Here is an 18,565-nt window from a genome sequence, read left to right on the forward strand (position 1 = left end):
TTCTGATACTCAGAATACTGTCTTGTTCGCTTTTTATATTTGACCTTAGACTTTTGTCCCAGCCTCTTATCTTTGACGTAATCTTGTTAATAATGTCTGGGTATTTTCTAAATTAAGATGTTTGAGTGCCAATAGCTCAGGCATTAAAGAAGCAAGTTCAGCTTCACTCGCTCCTGCTAATAGCGCTAAGGACTTAGCTTGCAGTTTCATATGTCCAGCTTGGATCCCCTTACTAGTAAGAGCCTTTAAAGCAGCAAAGTTTTGGGCCAATCCTAAGCTGACAACAATTTGAGCTAATTCTTTAGCATTTGGCCATTCTAATAAGTCATAGGCAACATGGACGCTAGGGTTGAGGCCAATAGATCCTCCTTTGGTAGCAATTGGCATCGGCATGGTTAATTGGCCTTTGAGCATATGATTAGGAAGGTCTAAAGTCCAGGTACTTAAACCGCGATAGGAATCGTCTTTGGCCGCATAAGCATGCCCTCCAGCTTCAATGGCCCGCCAATCATTACCAGTGGCTATAACCAGGGCGTCAATACCGTTAAAAATACCTTTGTTATGAGTAGCTGCCCTATAGGTATCAATTTGTGCGAAGTCACTGGCTAGTACTATTTTCTTAGCTAATTCTTCAGCTTCAGCTTTATTGCGACTTAAAAAACGGAGGTCAACTTGACATTCTGCTCTAACTAAAGCTTCCGTTGCATAGTTTGATAAAATAGCCATTAAGGTTTTCCCGTGGGCTAAATCTTCTAGGGGTTTAGAAAGAGTCTCCATCATGGTATTAACCATATTAGCTCCCATAGCTTCTTGAGTATCAACCGTAAGATAAACAATGAGAAGGCCACCCTTTATCTCAATATGTAAATCACAGGCGCCTCCCCCACGTTTGACAATTGAGGGATAGGCATTATTTGCTATTTCAAGTAAATGATTTTTGGCTAACAAAATTTGAGTGCGGGCTTCTTTTTTATCTGGAACATCATACAAAGCTACTTGCCCAATCATTTGACGATTGAGCACTTTTGTTTTAAAACCACCAGAGCGTTTGATAATTTTTCCAGCGAAGGTAGCAGCTGCGATAACGGAAGGTTCTTCCGTCACCATTGGCAGGTGATAGGTTTTTTGGTTAATGAGAAAATCTGGAACGATACTAAATGGAAGGGCAAAGCGCCCAAGGACATTTTCAGCCATCTGATTAGCTGTTTGAAGGGATAATAAATCTTCTCTTTCTAAATGCGCAAGAGCAGTATCCCCAATTAGACCTGTTTCCTTTAAGAGGTTCATTCTGTCTACTGGTTTTTTTTTAGAGAAACCAGACCAATTAATCGGTTTACTTGTCATTTTTTTCATAAATCCTTTGGTGTTCTTGGATAGCTTTCAAAGCAAATGTCCCCGTTAAATAGTCGCCAAACCTAGCATTTCCTTCCTGATCAACGGGATTATCAGCATAAAAAATGCTTTCATAATCATTGACACTGATTTCTTGGCGTTGGTCCAGGTAGGCTTGTCGATTTGCTTCTAATCTGCTTTGGTAACCATCAACTAATTGGATACTGTAGATTTCACTTACCGCACCTGAACCATAGGAGAACATGCCAATTTTATCGCCTGACTGTAAAGCTTGGCAATTTTCCAAAAGGGAAAGAAGAGACATGTAGAGGGAACCTGTGTAGATGTTTCCAACTTGACGACTATAAGTAATAGAAGCTTCAAAGGCTGAACTTAGTTGCTTTTTGTGCTCAGCGGGCGTTTCTTTGTCGAATAACTTATTGAGACCCTTAAAAGCTAGTTTAGGAAAAGGAATGTGGAAACAGAAAGCCGCAAAATCTGTAACCTGGGCCTTCTGACGGCTTTGGTACTCTTTCCAAGTTGTTTTTAGAGAATCAAGATACTGTTTAGTAGAAAAGATTCCGTTTACATACGGGGTTGATGAATAGTTTGGCCGCCAAAAGTCCATAACGTCCCGTGTTTGAGCGACATTATCATTGTTAATGATAGCAATCGCAGGGTCAGCTTTGACTAAAATAGCGACACTGCCAGAACCTTGAGTTGGCTCCCCAGCTGATTTGATACCATACTTGGCAATATCACTAGCAATAACTAATACTCTTGAGTCAGGATTTAAACTAATGTGAGCTTTAGCGTAATCAAGCGCCGCAGTAGCGCTATAGCAGGCTTCTTTTATCTCAATTGACCGAGCAAAAGGCTGGATCTTAAGCAAATGATGAACATAGACGCTGGCAGCTTTTGATTGATCAATGGAGGACTCTGTGGCTAAAATGACCATGTCGATCTTTTCTTTATCTTCTTGGTCGAGAATCGTTTCAGCCGCAGTAGCAGCGAGGGTGACAATATCCTCCGTAATTGGTGTGATACTTATGCGGTCAAGCATCAATCCTTTAGTAAATTTGTCTGGATCAGTTTGACGAGCGATAGCTAATTGATCCATATTTAAAACATAACGACCAGTCGCAAAACCAATCTTATCAATTCCAATTTTCATAGTCTTCCTTCTTTAATGTACTAATGGGTATCCTCTAATATTTTATCATAATTTTTCTGAAAAAAGAGAAAACAACTATTAGTTTAAAGCATCAGCTAAAGGAAAAGGGTTAGGGGAGCCTAATTTTTGATATTTCTTCTAGCTATTTCCTCAAAATTTGGTAAAATAAGAAGCAGTATACAAACTAGAAAGGGAACGTCATGACACGAGCAGATGTGATTTTTAAAGAGAATATCCAAAAGATTTTGGAAACAGGTGTTTTTAGTGAACAAGCAAGGCCAAAATATAAAGATGGTCAAACAGCTAATTCAAAATACCTTACTGGCGTTTTCGCAGAGTATAACTTGGCTGAAGGTGACTTTCCTATCACTACGTTACGCCCAATACCAATAAAATCAGCAATCAAAGAGTTGCTTTGGATTTATCAAGATCAATCCAATTCTTTAGATGTATTAGAAGAAAAATATAATGTTCACTATTGGAAGGATTGGGAAGTGGGAAATACCCGGACAATAGGCCAACGTTATGGAGCCGTAGTTAAAAAGCATGATATCATGACAAAAATTCTAAAGCAGTTGGCTGACAATCCCTGGAATCGTCGAAATGTGATTTCATTATGGGATTATGAAGCTTTTGAAGAAACAGAAGGCTTGTTGCCTTGTGCTTTTCAGACCATGTTTGATGTTCGTCGTGTTGACGGTGATATCTATCTAGATGCTACCTTGGTACAGCGCTCTAATGATATGTTAGTGGCTCACCATATCAATGCTATGCAATATGTTGCTCTACAAATGATGATTGCAAAGCATTTTAGCTGGAAAGTCGGGAAATTCTTCTACTTTGTTAATAATTTACATATTTACGATAATCAATTTTCTCAAGCAGAGGAATTATTAAATCGCGAGGCAAGTCATTGTCAGCCACATTTGGTTTTAAATGTCCCAGATGGTACCAATTTTTTTGATATTGGTGTTGAAGATTTTGAACTAGTAGATTATGATCCTGTTAAGCCACAGTTGCGTTTTGATTTGGCTATCTGAGTGAAACATGGATTTTTTTCAAGCAAAATATCACAAAATTTGCTAAAATAGAGTCAATGATATTAAGGATAGAAATAAGATGACAAAAGAAATAGTAGCTATTTGGGCAGAAGACGAGAACGGAATTATTGGTTCAAACGGAACTTTACCTTGGCATCTTCCAAGAGAATTACAACATTTTAAGAATACCACACTTCATCACGCTATTTTGATGGGTAGAGTGACATTTGAGGGGATGGAGAGAAAAATTCTCCCTAATCGCCAAACTTTAGTGATGACGAGAGATGATCAGTATGATGTAGAGGGTGTACTAACTGTTACCAGTTTAGAAAAGGCTTTAGAATGGTTCCATGCCCAAGAAAAAAATCTGTACGTCATCGGTGGTGCTAAGGTCCTCGAAAGCTTTGAAGGACATTTTAATCGTATTATTAAAACAGTTGTCCATCACCAATTTGAAGGTGATACCTATTGCCCAAATATTAATTTAGACGACTATATTGAAGAGGACCAGTTTTTCTATGAGAAAGATGAGCAAAATCCTTTTGATTTTACAGTTCATGTTCTTGTTAAGAAGTGATTGTTACTGGGGAGAGATTGACTGATGCAACGTAGTATTTTTGGGGTATTTACGGCTTTTTTGTGTGCCATTTGTTTTCTTTGTGCAATGACAGCATTTAAGAAAAAACGTTATGGGTTAGGCACTTTATTTTTGTTAAATGTCATTACCAATTTAGTTAATACCATACATGCCTTTTATGGCACCTTATTTTAATAAAGAATGAAAAGAGAAAGTTTAGAGAATATGGCTGGAAATCGAAGTACTGATATCAAGGTTCATTGTTCATTTTGTGGTAAAAGCCAGGATGAAGTCAAAAAAATTATAGCAGGTAATAATGTTTTTATTTGCAATGAATGTGTTGCTCTGTCACAAGAAATTATTAAAGAAGAATTGGCTGAGGAAGTGTTAGCTGATTTGACAGAAGTACCTAAACCGAAAGAATTATTAGAGACACTAAACCAATATGTGGTTGGTCAAGATCGTGCAAAGAGGGCTTTGGCGGTAGCTGTTTATAACCATTACAAGCGTGTTTCTTTTGCGGAAAGCCGCGATGATGAAGAAGTGGAACTACAAAAATCAAATATTTTAATGATTGGTCCAACCGGTTCTGGGAAAACATTCCTAGCCCAAACATTAGCCAAAACCTTAAATGTTCCTTTTGCTATTGCGGATGCTACCTCCTTGACTGAGGCTGGTTACGTAGGTGAAGACGTTGAGAATATTTTATTGAAGCTGATTCAAGCGGCAGACTATAATGTTGAGCGCGCTGAACGTGGAATCATCTATGTTGATGAGATTGATAAAATTGCTAAAAAAGGCGAAAATGTTTCGATTACTCGTGATGTATCGGGAGAAGGAGTTCAACAAGCTCTCTTGAAAATTATTGAAGGAACCGTTGCTTCTGTTCCTCCACAAGGTGGCCGTAAACATCCGAATCAAGAAATGATACAGATTGATACCAAAAATATTTTGTTTATCGTTGGCGGTGCATTTGATGGTATTGAAGAGATTGTTAAGCAAAGACTAGGAGAAAAAATTATTGGCTTTGGGCAAAACAGTCGTAAAATCGATGAAGATGCTTCCTATATGCAGGAAATTATTTCTGAGGATATCCAAACCTTTGGTTTAATTCCAGAGTTCATCGGGCGGTTACCAGTTGTTGCTGCCTTAGAGCAACTTAATACTAAGGATTTAGTGAAAATACTAACTGAACCAAAGAATGCTCTTGTCAAACAATATCAAACCTTACTATCTTATGATGGTGTAGAACTAACCTTCGACCAGGAAGCTTTAGATGCCATTGCAGAAAAAGCCATTGCCCGTAAAACGGGAGCGCGTGGATTACGCTCAATCATTGAAGAGACAATGTTGGATCTCATGTTTGAAATCCCTAGCCAAGAAGATGTAACTAAAGTACGTATTACAAAAGATGCTGTTGATGGAACTGCGAAACCAATCTTGGATATAGCTTAAGGAGGATTGGCTATGGCAGAAGAAAACCTACTGAATACTCACAATGCTGCTCTCTTACTTAGTGCAGCAAATAAGTCACATTACCCACAAGATGATATTCCAGAAGTAGCATTGGCCGGACGGTCCAATGTTGGTAAGTCAAGTTTTATCAATACTATTTTAGGACGCAAGAACTTAGCCCGTACTTCAGCTAAACCTGGTAAAACCCAGCTACTAAATTTCTTTAACATTGATGATAAGATTCGCTTTGTTGATGTTCCTGGATACGGCTATGCTAAAGTTTCAAAAACAGAACGGGCAAGATGGGGAAAAATGATTGAAGAGTACTTAGTCAATCGTGAAAATCTCAGAGTAGTTGTTTCTTTAGTGGATTTACGCCATGAACCTTCCGGAGAAGATGTTCAAATGTATGAATTCTTGAAATATTATGAGATACCTGTTATTGTTGTTGCGACAAAGGCTGATAAAATTCCACGAGGCAAATGGAATAAACATGAAGCAATGGTTAAAAAGAAATTGAATTTTGATTCAAGTGATCAGTTTATTATCTTTTCGTCTGTGAACCGACTAGGAATTGATCAAGCTTGGGATAGCATTTTAGCAATGATTTAAAAAATACTTCACTAGAAGTATTTTTTATGTGATGAGTCTTGATGGGTAAAGGGAGAAAAACAGCAGATTCTTGACCCGAAAATGAGGAAATGGTACCATGCTAGTGGAGGAGAAACATGTTATGAATAATCATGCTATATTAGATATACAACCCCAAAAATCGCAAAAACGTTTAAAGGTGCTTAGCTTTTTGCTCCTTATTTTTCTTGTCCTTGGGACAGGGGCTTTTGCTTATTATAAGTATCATAAGGGAAGCTTAGAAGGAACATGGAAGGCTAATTCTGTTAAGGGAGTTACTGATAAAGAGTTCGGTAATGAATTGAAATTATTTGATAAGCAATTGGGGATACCAGTTGAAAAGAGTATTTCAGAGCCTCAATTAAAAATGACTGTAAAAGAAGATAAAGTAGAGATGGCTTACTATATTACGGTTAAGCGTGATCTTTTAAGTCAACAGGTTTTAGATTATTACAACAGAGAAATGGATAAGATTTTAAAAGATAGCAGCCTTTCTTTGGGGGAATTGGACCCAGAAGCAAAAGCGGCCATTGAACAATCAATACCGACAAAAACAGATATTCAAAGACAACTGGATGAGAGATTTATGAAAAGTGCTTATGCTATGAATGGTGCCTATGATAAAGCGACAGGAGTCATCTCATCACAAGTTGCTAGTGGCAAGGTCAATCGTTTCCTGAATCGAGTAGAGTTCAAATCCCTTAACAAGAAGGCAAAAATCTTCATGAGTCGGGGAAAAAACGTAAGTTTGAAGTATAGTAACACTAATCAAAAAGTCGTTTTAACAAATCAAAAAGATAAAATGGTATTTACAAAATAAAGTTGTCGCTTACGCTGACTCTTAAGGGAGATGGTTTCAAATGATAACTACAAACAGAAAAAAAGGATTTAGCTCCTCGTTTTACAGTGCTAAATCCTTTTTTTACTTGAATGTGGTTAGTTATGTAAGCAGAAATGTTGCACTTGTGGAAAGACACGAGTGACATTAGTCCTATAAAAAACATCCTAATCCTTAGAGGAAAACAAAGGACTAGGATGTTGGTCAATAACTGAATAAGTTTTTTTATGGAGTAATGGTAATCTTTCCATTTTTCAACTGAGCATGGAGTTTTTTGGCTTCAGGATGGTCTAAGTAGTAATCTGTAATATTGTCACGAATTTCTTGTTCGATAACACGTCTAAGTGGACGAACTCCCATTGTTGGATCATAGCCAAGCTCAATTAGGTGATCTTTAACATCGTCATCTACTTCTAATGTGATTCCTTTTTTTACAATCGTCTTATCAACTTCGGCTAACATCAGATTGACGATAGCTTTCAGATCATCTTTTGTCAAACTCTTGAATTCTATAAGAGCATTGAATCTATTAAGAAATTCTGGTCTAAAGTAGGGCGCAAGTCGGTCCATGATTGGTATTTCTTTGTCTTGCTTGTCAAGGTTATGCTCATAACCAAATCCAGCATTGGATGTGGCAATAATAACAGTGTTTTTGAAGTCAATGGTATTTCCCTGTCCATCTGTCAGACGACCATCATCTAAAACTTGAAGTAAGAGCGTAATAACTTGTGAGTCAGCTTTTTCAATTTCGTCCAAAAGGATAATGGCATAGGGATTACGACGTACTTTCTCAGTTAAGGTATTTTTGTTATCATCATAGCCCACATAACCAGCAGTAGTACCAATTAATTTTGAAACAGCTGTTCGGTCACTGTATTCTGACATATCTAATCTTATAATGGACTCTTTAGATCCAAACATATCAAGCGCGAGCTGTTTTGCGAGTTCAGTTTTCCCAACCCCAGTCGGTCCTACAAATAAGAAGGATCCAATGGGACGATTCCCCTCATCAAAGCCAGCCCGGTTCCGACGAATAGCTCTTGCAACCGCAGAAACAGCTTGATCTTGACCGATGACATGTGCTTTTAAGCGGCTAGCAATTTCTTTTAGACGTTCTAAATCACTTGCGCCCATCTTGGAAACAGGGATTCCGGTTAGTCGTTCAACAGATTGAGCGATGTCATTAATATTGGCAGTCACTTTTTGACCTTCTGTATGGTTTTCAATCTGTTTTTGCAATTCTTCAATTCTAGTTTTTGCTTTGAGAGCTGCTTCAAAGTCTTCTTTTTCTACAGCCTGTTCTTGAGCCTTTTTTTGTGTTTCAATTTCTTTTTCGAGGGATTGAAGATCTGTCGCTGGATGTTGGGCAGCTAAATGTGCAGCTGTCATATCTAATAAATCAATAGCCTTATCAGGGAGGCTACGCTGTGGAATATACTGGATAGAATAATCAACTGCTGCCTTTAATACGGAGTCGGGAAGAATAACATTATGATGTTGTTCATAGAGATTTCGTATTCCCATTAAGATATGGAAAGTGTCCTCAGCATTTGGAGCATTGACCTTAACTTCATTAAAGCGTCTTGCTAAAGCAGCATTTTTAAGGATAGTATTTCGATATTCATCTTGAGTTGTCGCACCGATGACTGTTATTTCTCCACGTGATAAGGCGGGTTTAAGGATATCAGCTAAACCTTTAGATCCAGATTCGCCACCTGTAGAGCCTGCTCCTAAAATTTGATGAATTTCATCAAAGAATAGGACAATATTACCTGATTCTTTAACTTCAGTAATTAACTGCTGAATATTTTCTTCAAAACTACCACGGTATTGGGTACCTGCTTCTAGACTAGAAATATCAATTGAAATGATTTCTTTCCCTTTAATCGCAGTTGGGACATCCCCAGCTACAATAGCCTGAGCTAAGCCTTCAACAACAGCAGTTTTTCCAACTCCCGCATCACCAACCAGAACAGGATTATTTTTTGTTCGTCGAGATAGAATTTCAGCAGTATCTTGAATTTCCTTATTGCGTCCAATAACAGGATCTAGATTTCCTTTGCGAGCTTCTTCCGTTAGATTGGTTCCTAATTTTTCCAAAATACCGTTACTAGCCGCTTGTTGTTTAGAATGGCCAGTCTCATTACTTATTTGATTTGGTATCTTACCAGTTTGGCGATAGTGATTGAACTCTTCCGGAGTCATCTCACGACCATTGACCAAATAGCGACGATTTTCTGTCTGGTAACCACCAATATTTCCCATTAGTTGATTGAAAATATCATCCATATTTCCAAAAGAATCTCTTCCATAATTTTTTGTCATTAATTTTACCTCTTTAACTATAATATAATTTTTATGAAGGAAAGGGCCATTAGTCTATACAAGAAGCAGAGAGATCAGATTTAAATGGCCACTATTTAGGGCTTATCAACCACCTTCTAATAGTATTATACTCCAATGGTCAGTAAAGGTCAATAAAAAACTGACCTTTTTTGACCTTTGTTTTGTCATAAAATTTATAAATATTATTGACAAAAACTATTAAATGGGGTACACTGATATAGGTTTTGAAAAAAGCTGACCTAAGACAGTAGGGGAGCATAGCTCGTAAATTTCCTACCGAGGCACAAAACGATATTGTTTAATAACGTATTTGTACTTTCGTGTCTAGGTTTAGAGACGATTTTTTTCTGTCTCTAGACAAAAAATAATTACGGAGGTAAAACTAATGAGTGAAGCAAATATTGCTAAAAAAGCTGAGCTAGTCGACATCGTAGCTGAGAAGATGAAAAATGCTGCAAGTATCGTTGTTGTTGATTCACGTGGTCTTACAGTTGGTCAAGATACTGAACTACGTCGTTCACTTCGCGAAAGCGGCGTTGAGTTCAAAGTTATCAAAAATTCAATCTTATCTCGTGCTGCTGTTAAAGCAGGACTTGAAGGAATGGAAGATGTTTTCGTTGGACCATCTGCTGTAGCATTCTCAAACGAAGATGTTATTGCACCAGCTAAAATCATCAATGATTTCGCTAAAACTGCTGATGCACTTGAAATTAAAGGTGGAACAATTGAAGGCGCTGTTTCTTCTAAAGAAGATATCATGGCTCTTGCAACATTGCCAAACCGCGAAGGTATGCTTTCTATGTTACTTTCAGTACTTCAAGCACCAGTTCGCAACGTTGCATATGCTGTTAAAGCAGTTGCAGAAAATAAAGAAGACGCTGCTTAAGGCGTCAGGTCGTAACCTTGGTTACCAATTAACTTAAACAATTATCTATTTGGAGGAAAATAAAAATGGCATTGAACATTGAAAACATTATTGCTGATATTAAAGAAGCTACAATTCTTGAACTTAACGATCTTGTAAAAGCTATCGAAGAAGAATTTGGTGTAACTGCTGCTGCTCCTGTAGCTGCTGCAGCTGCTGGTGGTGCTGAAGAAGCTGCTAAAGATTCATTCGACGTAGAATTAACATCTGCTGGTGATAAGAAAGTTGCAGTTATCAAAGTTGTACGTGAAATCACAGGTCTTGGTCTTAAAGAAGCTAAAGGTCTTGTTGACGGAGCACCTGCTAACATTAAAGAAGGCGTTGCTGCAGCAGAAGCTGAAGAAATCAAAGCTAAACTTGAAGAAGCTGGAGCTTCAATCACTCTTAAATAAGAGTCATATCATAATTAGATTGCGGAATCCCTATTTACCAGTCTTTGAGAGCGATAAGCGATTGATAGAAACTGATAAATTGATTTGGTTTCCTGCCAAAAATCCTGCCAAAAATTCTTTGGCAGGATTTTTGTTTTAATAAACTTTCGGGGGTAGACACTAGATTGTCTACCCCATTTTTGCGTTTTGGAGGTAATTATGCAAAAGGAAGAACAGTCATCACGTCATATCGTGAAGAGCCATATCATGACCATCATGGGAGTTGATAATCTAAAAGCAACTCAACTGGTAAATGAAATGGAACAAACAGGTTTAATCCGATTTGATGAATTCGGGAATTTTGGACTTTTAGTCTTGGAGGGACAATCATGAAACGTATTACCGCTAATCAATATCAGACATCAGAGCGTTATTATAAACTCCCTAAAATTTTGTTTGAGAGTGAACGTTATAAGGATATGAAGCTGGAAGTTAAGGTAGCCTACGCGGTTTTAAAAGATCGGTTGGAGTTGTCTTTGAGTAAAGGCTGGATTGATGAGGATGGGGCTATTTATTTGATTTATTCCAATTCAAATCTGATGGCACTATTAGGCTGTTCAAAGTCAAAACTACTCTCTATCAAGAAAACCTTACGTGAATATGGCTTAATTGATGAAGTCCAACAGTCCTCTAGTGAAAGAGGTCGAATGGCAAATAAAATTTACTTGGGGGAATTAGAACATGAACCTACCCCAGTCTTACATACAGACGGGGCTAGTGTTAAAAAAACACTAGGGGAGTCTCAAAGAAAGACGGGGCCGGTCTTATATTCAGCCCCTAGTGAGACTGAAGGAAGTGAGACTAAATATAGTGAAACTGAAGGGAGTGACTTAGTTATGAAGGACGAGGAGGAGAGGCAGCTAGTAGATGAGAAAAAAGAAGAAAACTTTACTTCAAAAGTCGATGGCGTGACCAAGTACGATCGAGACTATATTTGGGGTTTGGTTCATGACCAGTTAAGACAGACAGGTCTATCTCAGTCTGCTAGTGACTATGCCATGATTTATTTTAGTGACCGGTATCAGTATGCATTGGAACAAATGCGATTTGCTCGGTCAGCCGAAGTAATAGCTGAATACGTATTTAATGGTGTGCTGTCGGAGTGGACCAAGCAACTGAGACGACAAGAAGTAAAAGGAGGTGAATAAGATGATTTGGTGGATACTAGGTGGAATCTATCTGATTTCTATCATCATTTTGATTGTTGAAATCATCCGTGCACCAGAAATGGATGATCATATATAAGCAAGAGTTTTACAAGTGTAAGGCTCTTTTTTAGTTGGAAAGAGAGGAAAAATGAAATTTTTAGATTTATTTGCTGGGATAGGCGGTTTTAGGCTAGGGATGGAATCACAGGGTCATAAATGCCTGGGCTTTTGTGAAATTGATAAATTCGCTAGAACATCTTATAAAGCCATGTTTAACACAGAAGGGGAAATAGAATACCATGACATTAAAGAGGTCACAGACCATGACTTTAGACAATTTAGAGGGCAAGTGGACATCATCTGCGGGGGATTTCCTTGCCAAGCATTTTCACTCGCAGGCAGACGATTGGGATTTGAAGATACTCGAGGGACTCTCTTTTTTGAGATTGCTCGAGCGGCCAAACAAATCCAACCACGTTTTCTATTTTTGGAAAACGTCAAAGGCCTACTCAATCACGACGAGGGACGGACGTTCGCCACAATCCTCTCCACGCTGGATGAATTGGGGTATGATGTCGAATGGCAGGTGCTTAACAGCAAGGACTTCCAAGTCCCGCAAAACAGAGAACGGGTCTTTATTATCGGACATTCTAGAAGATACCGTTCCAGATTCATATTTCCTCTCAGAAGAGAAGACAGCCCAGCTCATCTTGAAAGGCTAGGAAATATCAATCCCTCTAAACATGGTTTGAATGGTGAAGTCTATCTGACGAGTGGACTTGCTCCTACACTAACAAGAGGTAAAGGAGAGGGTGCAAAAATCGCCATTCCAGTCTTAACACCAGATAGACTAGAAAAACGCCAACATGGTCGTCGATTTAAGGACAATCAAGACCCTATGTTTACTTTGACCAGTCAAGACAAACACGGAGTTGTTGTCGCAGGAAATCTGCCGACTAGCTTTGACCAGACCGGTAGAGTATTTGACATTTCTGGCTTGTCACCGACCTTGACCACCATGCAAGGTGGAGACAAGGTGCCAAAGATTTTGCTGAGGGAGGAGCTGCCATTTCTGAAAATCAAGGAAGCCACTAAAACAGGGTACGCAAAGGCAACTCTTGGAGACTCTGTCAATCTGGCTTATCCAGACTCAACCAAACGTAGGGGACGTGTGGGAAAGGGAATATCCAATACTCTGACGACTTCAGACAATATGGGAGTAGTAGTTGCTGCTCTGGAATATCGACAGGATAAGTGGTATGAAGTCACAGGCATTGTCTTAGAGGGGAAACTTTATCGCCTGAGAATAAGACGACTGACACCAAGAGAGTGCTTCAGACTTCAAGGCTTTCCTGATTGGGCTTATGAAAGAGCAGAGAGTGTTTCTAGTAAGAGCCAACTATACAAACAGGCCGGCAATAGCGTGACTGTCACAGTTATTGAAGCCATTGCCAGAGAATTTAGAAGAACGGAAGAGGAAGAAAAACATGAACTTACTACATAAGAAAAGTATCCTAGATTGTACTGAATTAGAAGAACGTATTCACCAAGCTGAAACCAATCAGCTATTACAAAAGATACTGTCGCTCCCCAATTTTGATTGTGACTTTGAGGTAACTTTTGAAGATGATTACCACAAAGAGATGAATGATCCCCTATTCTACGAATCCAATCTTCATCAGATTTCGGATTTTATGGAAACTAGGGATATTAAAAATGGTGTAGATACACTATTGACGAAAGACAATCACCTGGCCTTTCGTGCCTTTGGTGAAAATTATTCTGCTAGGGGAAAGGAGGGCATTTTAACGACTCTAGTGACGGTCAAGTGCTTTGGTGAAGGACGGATGCCCATTGATATGAGTCGCTATTTCTCAACTCCTGAACCAACAGTTGAAAATAGCCTAACCCTATAAGGAGGTGCCTATGCTTGAGGTATATCTAGGAAATAATACCAATACAAATCAAGATTTACTAACCATTTTGACGACCTATGGAGTGGCTTATCGTTGTACAAAAGCATGTGAGGTAAACCGTGAAATCATACTGTCACTCTTTGCCAAAACCACGGATTGTTTTGAGTTGCTGTCGCCACGATTTCTTCGCTTTAAAAGTCAATATTCGATAAGTTTGAATGAGATGATTCAGCTCATTCTCCAAAAGCCAGACCAAAACCTTCGTCTGCCTCTCATTGTCTGTCAGAATCACGTCTATCCAGCTATTGGGCTAGACGAAGTACGTACTTTTCTTCCCAGACAGGTAAAAGAAGAGTTGTTTCAGGCCAGTCTGATGAAACAAGTGACAGGGTAGGTGTGAAGATGAATGAACGATTTTGGGACAATTTAGAAATCATTCTGGCTGAAAAAGACCTCACTTGGGCAGAACTAGCTCGCAAAGTATTCAACGGTCAATATGTTTATCCAAGTGAATTTAATCGCCTCTATCAAAAATTACGGCATTACAAATCTAATCGTCTGATGCCACAAATAAGATGGGTTGAGCGTATTGTTCTAGTCTTAGATATTGATTATGAAGATTTATTTAAGAGGTGACAATGATAAGGATAGTGTTGTTTTATCTAGCCATACAGCTTAACGGTCTTCTGGTGAGTTTATTCCTGAAAGAGTATCTGACAATAGAGGGTATAGTCTTGCTACAATTGGTCCTATTAAGTGTGACTTGCTTAGAGATTGCCCGTCATAAAACTGTTCCATTAAAAATTGTGGGCGTACAAAATCGCCTAAGTTGGTTGCTTCTTGGCTTTGTGGCTATGGTTGCTTTTGCAGTCTTCATCAGTTTCCTATTTCCAGTTCAGACTAGGAATCAAGCAGTATTGGTACAAGTAGGAAAACAGGTTCCTCCTATTATCTTTTTATTGTTTCTGGTCAATGCAAGTATTCTTGAAGAGATTGTTTACAGGCAATTGCTGTGGGAAAAATTGACATTCCCTTTTGAACAAATAGGCGTGACCAGTTTTCTCTTTGTTCTATCCCATGGACCTAATCAGTTAGGGAGTTGGCTCATCTATAGCTGTCTTGGCTTGACCTTGGCTGTTGTTCGATTGAAAACTGATTGTATGACGGCAATCGCCTTACATTTACTTTGGAATAGTTTGGCTTATGTCGTAACTTTCTTGTGATACCAAAATCAAGAGTGCTTCCGTATTATGGAAGCACCTTATGTTTGATAGGGAATCGAAAAAAGAGGAGGCCACTATGTCATCTGAACAACAAGAACGTCAAGCGATGCAATACGTAGAAAGAAGTAGTTTATTGACAGTCAGAACCCTCTTAAAACTCTTAGAATGGTCGGCTAGGCAAGCCTTAGCTCAAGATTCAGCTTATAAGATTGGGGTTCAAAAAATGGAAGAACTCCTTCAAAGTCCTTACGCCATTGAAGCGATTGATGTTAGTAAAGACATACTGGATAAGCCAATCGATGTGGAGAAATTTAAGGAGTTGATGGAGTCAGAAAAACTGCCAATCGCAATTAGTTGGCAAAAAGACTATCTCTACTTTTATGCCAAGGATAAGACCTTGCTCGATCATCACTTGGATGAATTGTTGAAGAAACTGATGTCTAATCCAGAGAAGCTAGAAGGTTTAACCTTTGATAAAACCTTGGACCAAGAGATAGAACTGGCCAAAGAGAAAATTAGAGTGACAGAACTTTCGGCAGTAAAAACCAAGGAGGTGACCTTGTAATGTATTCCAGGCAAAAAGCATTTGTCTTTGGACTCTTGGGTCTCGCCTTTGGCTATTTCTGCCATCGTCTAACCCTACTCTATGATAGTTTAACTAATGCCCCACCTATGGAACGTATTGCCTACCTCTTAGGAGAGGGGTTAAATCAGGTTTTCAATCCTTTATGGCTATTTTCCTTTACTCAAAAATCTTTTCTTGCCTTTATCCTTGGGGTTCTAATGATGACGCTAGTCTATCTTTATGTATCGACAGGACAGAAAGTCTATCGGGAAGGGGAAGAATATGGTTCTGCACGATTTGGAACCAGTAAGGAAAAGCGGAACTTTTACAGTAAGAATCCTTTCAATGACACGATTTTGGCTCGTGATGTTCGTCTAACCTTGTTGGAAAAGAAGAAACCCCAGTTTGACCGAAATAAAAATTTGATTGTCATTGGGGGTTCTGGGGCAGGTAAGACCTTTCGCTTTGTGAAACCCAACCTTATCCAACTTAACTGTTCCAATATTGTCGTAGATCCGAAAGACCATTTGGCTGAGAAGACAGGTAAACTCTTTTTAGAAAACGGTTATCAGGTTAAGGTTTTAGACTTGGTTAATATGACCAATTCAGACGGTTTTAATCCCTTTCGTTATGTAGAAACAGAGAATGATTTGAACCGTATGTTAACGGTCTATTTTAATAATACCAAAGGAAATGGTTCTCGCAGTGATCCGTTTTGGGATGAGGCTTCCATGACATTGGTGAGAGCTATTGCCTCTTACTTGGTGGATTTTTACAATCCTCCAGGAAGTTCTAAGCAAGAGCAGGAAGCAAGACGTAAGCGTGGCCGTTATCCAGCCTTTTCTGAGATTGGGAAACTCATCAAACTCTTATCAAAGGGAGACAATCAGGACAAAAGTATACTTGAAGTCCTGTTTGAAGACTATGCTAAGAAATATGGTCATGAGAACTTTACCATGAGAAACTGGGCAGATTTTCAAAACTATAAGGATAAGACCTTGGATTCGGTGATTGCGGTCACAACAGCTAAATTTGCCCTCTTTAATATTCAATCGGTGATTGATTTGACGCAAAGAGACACTATGGATTTGAAAACGTGGGGCACTCAAAAGACCATGGTCTATCTTGTTATTCCAGACAATGATACGACCTTTCGTTTCCTATCTGCTTTATTTTTCTCTACGGTTTTCTCCACTTTGACCAGACAGGCTGATGTTGACTTTAAAGGGCAACTGCCTATTCATGTTAGAAGCTATCTGGATGAGTTTGCGAATGTCGGAGAAATCCCAGACTTCGCTGAACAAACCTCAACAGTCCGCTCTAGGAATATGAGTCTTGTGCCTATTCTCCAAAATATCGCTCAACTCCAAGGACTTTATAAGGAAAAAGAAGCTTGGAAAACTATACTGGGGAACTGTGACAGTCTCCTCTATTTGGGTGGGAATGACGAGGAAACTTTCAAATTCATGAGTGGACTTTTAGGCAAACAAACCGTTGATGTCAGAAGCACCAGTCGTTCTTTTGGGCAGACGGGTTCAAGTTCTACCTCTCATCAGAAAATTGCTCGTGACTTGATGACGGCTGATGAAGTTGGAACTATGAAACGAGATGAGTGCCTCGTACGCATTGCAGGGGTTCCTGTTTTTCGAACCAAGAAATATTTTCCTCTCAAACATAAACATTGGAAGTTGCTCGCTGATAAGGAAACCGATGACCGTTGGTGGAACTATCACATCAATCCCTTGGCTAAAGAGGAAGAATTGGACTTGTCAGACTATCAAATAAGGGATTTAAGCACAGAAACGTCACTACATTAATAGAAATGAGGAAAAATATGAATCAAAAACTAACAGGCTTTGTTTACGGAGTGGACGCCAGCTCCATGTTCTCCCAGGCCATGTCTCTATTACAAAAAGGCTTGATTGCAGTAGGAGCCTTTCTTGTAGTCATGGGCATTATCAACCTTTCAACCAACATTAAAGATGGTGGGCCAGGCGTCCGAAATGCCATTTTAGAAATTGTTGGTGGTGTCATGGTGGGAGCCGCAGGTGCTTTTGTGACACAGATTACCATTTAGAGGAGGTCAGAACATGACATGATGATGAATTTTACGTCACCTTTTGTATTTCTAGCCTCTGAAAAAGTGTCAAGCGATAGCCTTTTTGAAGGGTTTCAGGTCGATTTAGAATCAACTGCTAACTTGGTTAAGTCACTGGCGGACTTTAATCCGACGGTTTGGTCTTACATGACAGCCATTACCAAGGGTATTATGCAGCCCTTGGGAGTAGCTATTCTTGCGGTAGTTCTTGTACTCGAATTTTCAAAAATGGCCAAGAAAATCGCAAACTCAGGCGGTGCAATGACCTTTGAAGCCATAGCACCTATGATTGTCAGCTACATCATGGTCGCGGTCGTGATTACCAATACGACGGTTATTGTGGAAGCCATTATTGCCATTGCCTCATATGTTATTGAACAAGTGGCAAGTCTTGTCACGAATGGTGGTGCTAATTATGATACCATCTCAGGCATTAAGGGATCTGGAATTGTAGGAAAAATGATTATTGGCTTTTTTGCGATTCTCATTTGGTTGGTACGAATGGCCAGTATTATGGTTGTCAATATCTTGATTACCATTCGCTTTATCCAACTCTATCTGATGATTCCTTTTGCCCCTGTTACCATTCCGACCTTCCTTAGTGATGACTGGAGAAGTGTTGGGATTGGTTACCTTAAAAACATCATGGTCTATGCCGTTCAAGGTATTTTGATTTTTCTAATTGTATCTCTTGTTCCCTTGTTTGAATCGGCTGGAAAGATTGCCGTATCAAATGGAGCTGGAGTGATGGAATCACTCGCCATTATGTTTGGTGGCTTGGTACAGGCCATATTGTTAATCATTGCCTTGGTTGGCAGTCAACGAACCGCCCGAAGTATTTTGGGGATGTAGGAGGAAGGGAGTCAC

22 protein-coding genes and 1 other annotated feature are annotated in these 18,565 nt (G+C 39.1%); of the genes, 19 read left to right on the forward strand and 3 right to left on the reverse strand.

Annotated features, from left to right (window positions below; all coding sequences use genetic code 11):
- Nucleotides 1-66: 66 nt before the first annotated feature.
- Entirely contained in the window at nt 67-1,344 is a 1,278-nt protein-coding gene (locus STRPS_RS01070) for a hydroxymethylglutaryl-CoA reductase, degradative (RefSeq protein WP_007896025.1), read from the reverse strand.
- Nucleotides 1,334-2,506 (reverse strand): hydroxymethylglutaryl-CoA synthase, encoded by a 1,173-nt coding sequence (locus STRPS_RS01075; protein WP_007894161.1) that lies wholly within the window; start codon nt 2,504-2,506, stop codon nt 1,334-1,336. The genes STRPS_RS01070 and STRPS_RS01075 overlap by 11 nt, the downstream gene beginning before the upstream one ends.
- A gap of 200 nt (nt 2,507-2,706) precedes the next feature.
- On the opposite strand from STRPS_RS01075, the gene STRPS_RS01080 reads away from it, so the two are divergent.
- The 6 genes from STRPS_RS01080 (at nt 2,707) to STRPS_RS01105 (ending at nt 7,028) form a co-directional block, all read left to right on the forward strand.
- On the forward strand, nt 2,707-3,546 hold the full coding sequence (locus STRPS_RS01080; protein WP_007894363.1) for a thymidylate synthase: 840 nt from the start codon (nt 2,707-2,709) through the stop codon (nt 3,544-3,546).
- Between the two features lie 79 nt (nt 3,547-3,625).
- Nucleotides 3,626-4,123, forward strand: a complete 498-nt coding sequence (locus tag STRPS_RS01085; RefSeq protein ID WP_007894152.1) for a dihydrofolate reductase — start codon at nt 3,626-3,628, stop codon at nt 4,121-4,123.
- A 24-nt stretch (nt 4,124-4,147) separates the two neighbouring features.
- Nucleotides 4,148-4,318 carry a hypothetical protein gene (locus STRPS_RS10665; protein WP_003083300.1) on the forward strand — a complete coding sequence of 57 codons (171 nt, stop codon included), beginning with the start codon at nt 4,148-4,150 and terminating at the stop codon, nt 4,316-4,318.
- 30 nt (nt 4,319-4,348) lie between these two features.
- Nucleotides 4,349-5,578 carry an ATP-dependent Clp protease ATP-binding subunit ClpX gene (gene clpX, locus STRPS_RS01095; protein ID WP_037598846.1) on the forward strand — a complete coding sequence of 410 codons (1,230 nt, stop codon included), beginning with the start codon at nt 4,349-4,351 and terminating at the stop codon, nt 5,576-5,578.
- Nucleotides 5,579-5,590: 12 nt separating this feature from the next.
- Nucleotides 5,591-6,190: a ribosome biogenesis GTP-binding protein YihA/YsxC gene (yihA, locus tag STRPS_RS01100; RefSeq protein WP_007894077.1), complete on the forward strand. Its 600-nt coding sequence runs from the start codon at nt 5,591-5,593 to the stop codon at nt 6,188-6,190.
- Between the two features lie 121 nt (nt 6,191-6,311).
- Entirely contained in the window at nt 6,312-7,028 is a 717-nt protein-coding gene (locus tag STRPS_RS01105; RefSeq protein WP_007894313.1) for a hypothetical protein, read from the forward strand.
- Nucleotides 7,029-7,271: 243 nt separating this feature from the next.
- Here STRPS_RS01105 and STRPS_RS01110 read toward each other — a convergent pair whose 3' ends face one another.
- Nucleotides 7,272-9,371 (reverse strand): AAA family ATPase, encoded by a 2,100-nt coding sequence (locus STRPS_RS01110; RefSeq protein ID WP_007894268.1) that lies wholly within the window; start codon nt 9,369-9,371, stop codon nt 7,272-7,274.
- Nucleotides 9,372-9,612: 241 nt separating this feature from the next.
- Nucleotides 9,613-9,747, forward strand: a sequence feature (ribosomal protein L10 leader region).
- A 30-nt stretch (nt 9,748-9,777) separates the two neighbouring features.
- On the opposite strand from STRPS_RS01110, the gene rplJ reads away from it, so the two are divergent.
- The 13 genes from rplJ (at nt 9,778) to STRPS_RS01170 (ending at nt 18,550) form a co-directional block, all read left to right on the forward strand.
- The gene (gene rplJ, locus STRPS_RS01115; RefSeq protein ID WP_003083012.1) at nt 9,778-10,278 is read left to right on the forward strand and encodes a 50S ribosomal protein L10; all 501 of its coding nucleotides are present in this window, start codon (nt 9,778-9,780) and stop codon (nt 10,276-10,278) included.
- Between the two features lie 65 nt (nt 10,279-10,343).
- Nucleotides 10,344-10,709: a 50S ribosomal protein L7/L12 gene (gene rplL / locus STRPS_RS01120; protein WP_007894316.1), complete on the forward strand. Its 366-nt coding sequence runs from the start codon at nt 10,344-10,346 to the stop codon at nt 10,707-10,709.
- Between the two features lie 198 nt (nt 10,710-10,907).
- Entirely contained in the window at nt 10,908-11,081 is a 174-nt protein-coding gene (locus STRPS_RS10670) for a hypothetical protein (RefSeq protein WP_001168336.1), read from the forward strand.
- Nucleotides 11,078-11,896 (forward strand): replication initiator protein A, encoded by an 819-nt coding sequence (locus tag STRPS_RS01125; RefSeq protein ID WP_000822785.1) that lies wholly within the window; start codon nt 11,078-11,080, stop codon nt 11,894-11,896. The genes STRPS_RS10670 and STRPS_RS01125 overlap by 4 nt, the downstream gene beginning before the upstream one ends.
- A 148-nt stretch (nt 11,897-12,044) precedes the next feature.
- Complete coding sequence (dcm, locus tag STRPS_RS01130; RefSeq protein WP_000670052.1) at nt 12,045-13,400, forward strand: DNA (cytosine-5-)-methyltransferase; 1,356 nt, start codon at nt 12,045-12,047, stop codon at nt 13,398-13,400.
- Nucleotides 13,384-13,812: a hypothetical protein gene (locus STRPS_RS01135; RefSeq protein ID WP_001050386.1), complete on the forward strand. Its 429-nt coding sequence runs from the start codon at nt 13,384-13,386 to the stop codon at nt 13,810-13,812. The genes dcm and STRPS_RS01135 overlap by 17 nt, the downstream gene beginning before the upstream one ends.
- Before the next feature lie 10 nt (nt 13,813-13,822).
- Entirely contained in the window at nt 13,823-14,206 is a 384-nt protein-coding gene (locus STRPS_RS01140; RefSeq protein ID WP_000895333.1) for a thioredoxin domain-containing protein, read from the forward strand.
- Nucleotides 14,207-14,214: 8 nt separating this feature from the next.
- Complete coding sequence (locus tag STRPS_RS01145) at nt 14,215-14,448, forward strand: hypothetical protein (RefSeq protein WP_001005707.1); 234 nt, start codon at nt 14,215-14,217, stop codon at nt 14,446-14,448.
- Between the two features lie 2 nt (nt 14,449-14,450).
- Nucleotides 14,451-15,035 (forward strand): CPBP family intramembrane glutamic endopeptidase, encoded by a 585-nt coding sequence (locus STRPS_RS01150; RefSeq protein WP_000619432.1) that lies wholly within the window; start codon nt 14,451-14,453, stop codon nt 15,033-15,035.
- A 76-nt stretch (nt 15,036-15,111) separates the two neighbouring features.
- Nucleotides 15,112-15,600 (forward strand): hypothetical protein, encoded by a 489-nt coding sequence (locus tag STRPS_RS01155; protein WP_000093699.1) that lies wholly within the window; start codon nt 15,112-15,114, stop codon nt 15,598-15,600.
- Complete coding sequence (locus STRPS_RS01160) at nt 15,600-17,417, forward strand: VirD4-like conjugal transfer protein, CD1115 family (protein ID WP_000287313.1); 1,818 nt, start codon at nt 15,600-15,602, stop codon at nt 17,415-17,417. The genes STRPS_RS01155 and STRPS_RS01160 overlap by 1 nt, the downstream gene beginning before the upstream one ends.
- Nucleotides 17,418-17,434: 17 nt before the next feature.
- Entirely contained in the window at nt 17,435-17,677 is a 243-nt protein-coding gene (locus tag STRPS_RS01165) for a hypothetical protein (protein WP_001072182.1), read from the forward strand.
- Nucleotides 17,678-17,695: 18 nt separating this feature from the next.
- Nucleotides 17,696-18,550, forward strand: coding sequence for a conjugal transfer protein TrbL (locus STRPS_RS01170; RefSeq protein WP_000980125.1), 855 nt, complete (start codon nt 17,696-17,698; stop codon nt 18,548-18,550).
- Nucleotides 18,551-18,565 lie beyond the last annotated feature (15 nt).

It is taken from the genome of Streptococcus pseudoporcinus LQ 940-04 (genome assembly GCF_000188035.1).
Taxonomy (GTDB): Bacteria; Bacillota; Bacilli; order Lactobacillales; family Streptococcaceae; genus Streptococcus; species Streptococcus pseudoporcinus.

What these genes read in the sequence shown, in the direction of transcription:
- STRPS_RS01150 (WP_000619432.1), top strand. Translation starts at nt 14,451, where the DNA reads ATGATAAGGATAGTGTTGTTTTATCTAGCCATACAGCTTAACGGTCTT.
- STRPS_RS01165 (WP_001072182.1), top strand. Translation starts at nt 17,435, where the DNA reads ATGAATCAAAAACTAACAGGCTTTGTTTACGGAGTGGACGCCAGCTCC.
- STRPS_RS01160 (WP_000287313.1), top strand. Translation starts at nt 15,600, where the DNA reads ATGTATTCCAGGCAAAAAGCATTTGTCTTTGGACTCTTGGGTCTCGCC.
- STRPS_RS10665 (WP_003083300.1), top strand. Translation starts at nt 4,148, where the DNA reads ATGCAACGTAGTATTTTTGGGGTATTTACGGCTTTTTTGTGTGCCATT.
- dcm (WP_000670052.1), top strand. Translation starts at nt 12,045, where the DNA reads ATGAAATTTTTAGATTTATTTGCTGGGATAGGCGGTTTTAGGCTAGGG.
- STRPS_RS01170 (WP_000980125.1), top strand. Translation starts at nt 17,696, where the DNA reads ATGATGATGAATTTTACGTCACCTTTTGTATTTCTAGCCTCTGAAAAA.
- rplL (WP_007894316.1), top strand. Translation starts at nt 10,344, where the DNA reads ATGGCATTGAACATTGAAAACATTATTGCTGATATTAAAGAAGCTACA.
- STRPS_RS10670 (WP_001168336.1), top strand. Translation starts at nt 10,908, where the DNA reads ATGCAAAAGGAAGAACAGTCATCACGTCATATCGTGAAGAGCCATATC.
- clpX (WP_037598846.1), top strand. Translation starts at nt 4,349, where the DNA reads ATGGCTGGAAATCGAAGTACTGATATCAAGGTTCATTGTTCATTTTGT.
- STRPS_RS01080 (WP_007894363.1), top strand. Translation starts at nt 2,707, where the DNA reads ATGACACGAGCAGATGTGATTTTTAAAGAGAATATCCAAAAGATTTTG.
- STRPS_RS01105 (WP_007894313.1), top strand. Translation starts at nt 6,312, where the DNA reads ATGAATAATCATGCTATATTAGATATACAACCCCAAAAATCGCAAAAA.
- STRPS_RS01085 (WP_007894152.1), top strand. Translation starts at nt 3,626, where the DNA reads ATGACAAAAGAAATAGTAGCTATTTGGGCAGAAGACGAGAACGGAATT.
- STRPS_RS01155 (WP_000093699.1), top strand. Translation starts at nt 15,112, where the DNA reads ATGTCATCTGAACAACAAGAACGTCAAGCGATGCAATACGTAGAAAGA.
- rplJ (WP_003083012.1), top strand. Translation starts at nt 9,778, where the DNA reads ATGAGTGAAGCAAATATTGCTAAAAAAGCTGAGCTAGTCGACATCGTA.
- STRPS_RS01140 (WP_000895333.1), top strand. Translation starts at nt 13,823, where the DNA reads ATGCTTGAGGTATATCTAGGAAATAATACCAATACAAATCAAGATTTA.
- STRPS_RS01070 (WP_007896025.1), bottom strand. Translation starts at nt 1,344, where the DNA reads ATGACAAGTAAACCGATTAATTGGTCTGGTTTCTCTAAAAAAAAACCA.
- STRPS_RS01075 (WP_007894161.1), bottom strand. Translation starts at nt 2,506, where the DNA reads ATGAAAATTGGAATTGATAAGATTGGTTTTGCGACTGGTCGTTATGTT.
- yihA (WP_007894077.1), top strand. Translation starts at nt 5,591, where the DNA reads ATGGCAGAAGAAAACCTACTGAATACTCACAATGCTGCTCTCTTACTT.
- STRPS_RS01125 (WP_000822785.1), top strand. Translation starts at nt 11,078, where the DNA reads ATGAAACGTATTACCGCTAATCAATATCAGACATCAGAGCGTTATTAT.
- STRPS_RS01145 (WP_001005707.1), top strand. Translation starts at nt 14,215, where the DNA reads ATGAATGAACGATTTTGGGACAATTTAGAAATCATTCTGGCTGAAAAA.
- STRPS_RS01135 (WP_001050386.1), top strand. Translation starts at nt 13,384, where the DNA reads ATGAACTTACTACATAAGAAAAGTATCCTAGATTGTACTGAATTAGAA.
- STRPS_RS01110 (WP_007894268.1), bottom strand. Translation starts at nt 9,371, where the DNA reads ATGACAAAAAATTATGGAAGAGATTCTTTTGGAAATATGGATGATATT.